Annotated in this window: 3 protein-coding genes and 1 pseudogene; all 4 read right to left on the minus strand. The window is 37.7% G+C overall.

The window, feature by feature from the left end:
- A partial coding sequence (locus C564_RS0131465; protein ID WP_033794942.1) for a DNA topoisomerase occupies positions 1-836 on the minus strand: 836 nt, incomplete at its 3' end.
- Positions 837-866: 30 nt separating this feature from the next.
- Positions 867-989 (minus strand): hypothetical protein, encoded by a 123-nt coding sequence (locus C564_RS38145; protein WP_018768250.1) that lies wholly within the window; start codon positions 987-989, stop codon positions 867-869.
- Entirely contained in the window at positions 986-1,174 is a 189-nt protein-coding gene (locus C564_RS0131475) for a hypothetical protein (protein ID WP_018768251.1), read from the minus strand. The genes C564_RS38145 and C564_RS0131475 overlap by 4 nt, the downstream gene beginning before the upstream one ends.
- Before the next feature lie 68 nt (positions 1,175-1,242).
- Positions 1,243-1,530: pseudogene (locus tag C564_RS0131480) on the minus strand (hypothetical protein); the annotation flags it as partial.

Here is a 1,530-nt window from a genome sequence, read left to right on the forward strand (position 1 = left end):
AATTTTGGTTTCTTTTTTCTGGTACTCTCTTTAAACTCCGTTACCGTTAATTCTGTACCAACTAATTTAGCACCAAGCTTTTGCAAAGGAGCCGGATCTAATAATTGGTCTTCTGTCTTCATGACCGCTTCTAAACCATTGTCTGTGATGAGTTTCAGATTATAGTAGGTTTGCTCTCTATAATTCTCTATCGCTACCTCACGTTGCCAAATCTCATGTAACAGGCACATTTGCACACGCCCCGTCGCTAATAAGAATTGGTTTTTAGCAAGTTTCGTTGTACATCCTCTCGTCACATTGATTCCGAGAAGATAGTCCAGATATTGCCTTGCTTTTGCGGAATTTGCAAGACCATCATAGTGTTCCCCTGGCTCTAATCGGTTCAGTCCTGCCTCTAATTCTGCTGGCTCATACGAAGCAAGCCAGAGCCGAGATTGTCGTTTATTTACACCCGCATATTCATACATTTCACGATAAATCAGCTCGCCCTCACGGTCTCCATCACAGGCGTTGACCACATGATCTACATCCTGACGTTGCAACAATTCTATTAAAGTATTGATTTGTTCGATATAATCTGGTTTCACCTTGTACTCCGGTTCCACTAATATAGGTAAATGCTCAAACTGAAATTCTTTGTATTTCTCATCTATCTCTTCTGGATGCTTCAGCTCTAATAAATGACCCGAACACCAACTAATAATATATTCCTGGTTTTCAAAGTATCCATAATACGGTTTACTACCCATATGTTTTTCTGCATTTCGAAAACGTGGTGATTTCAATAATTCGTATGCAACTTTCGGTTTTTCCGCAATAAATAATGTTTTTCCCACCATTCATTCCTCCTCATATATGTAACATCTTTAATTTTGACGCTTCATTCTTCTTACTTTGAACCGTTTTATCGCACATTGTGCCATCCATATACAAATGTTCATCGCCACAACTACAAGCAACATACAGCCAGCAAATAACCATGGATTCATGACATCTTTCTCCAGTCCCAATCTTTCTGTAAGAACACATACATTTGTTTTTTCCCTGACAATATTTCACGTGCCATTTGAATTTTTTCTTTTGGGAACGGAATAAAAATCAATTCTTCAGCATTCCTTGTCTCTGCCCATACACCTGTATAATCAATGTCTACAATTTCAACGATATTTACCATCCTTTTCTCTCCTTTCGCTTTTAAAAAGAAGAAGAGCACTGTTTCACAGTACTCTCCTCAACTTATATCTATCTAGCATGTTCCATTTCCGCTTCTTTTGGCTGCTCTTTCTTTTTTACGTTTTTAAACTGTTGAAAAAGTTGTGCGAATTTATTTTGACTTTTTGGTTCTTTCTCCTGGCTCGATTCTTTTTTACTGTTTTTATCATATTCCTGTTTTTCTTGATCTAAGGCTTTTTCAATGCTGGACAACTTTTCCCGTTGGGAATCTGTTAGATTCATTCCTTTTAACTCCTGAAGAGCTTCCTTTTTCAACCGGTATACTTCAGGATATGAATGTGTCTTCTCAAACTCTTT

Source organism: Bacillus sp. 105MF (assembly GCF_000374885.1).
In the GTDB taxonomy this organism is placed as follows: domain Bacteria; phylum Bacillota; class Bacilli; order Bacillales; family Bacillaceae_G; genus Bacillus_A; species Bacillus_A pseudomycoides.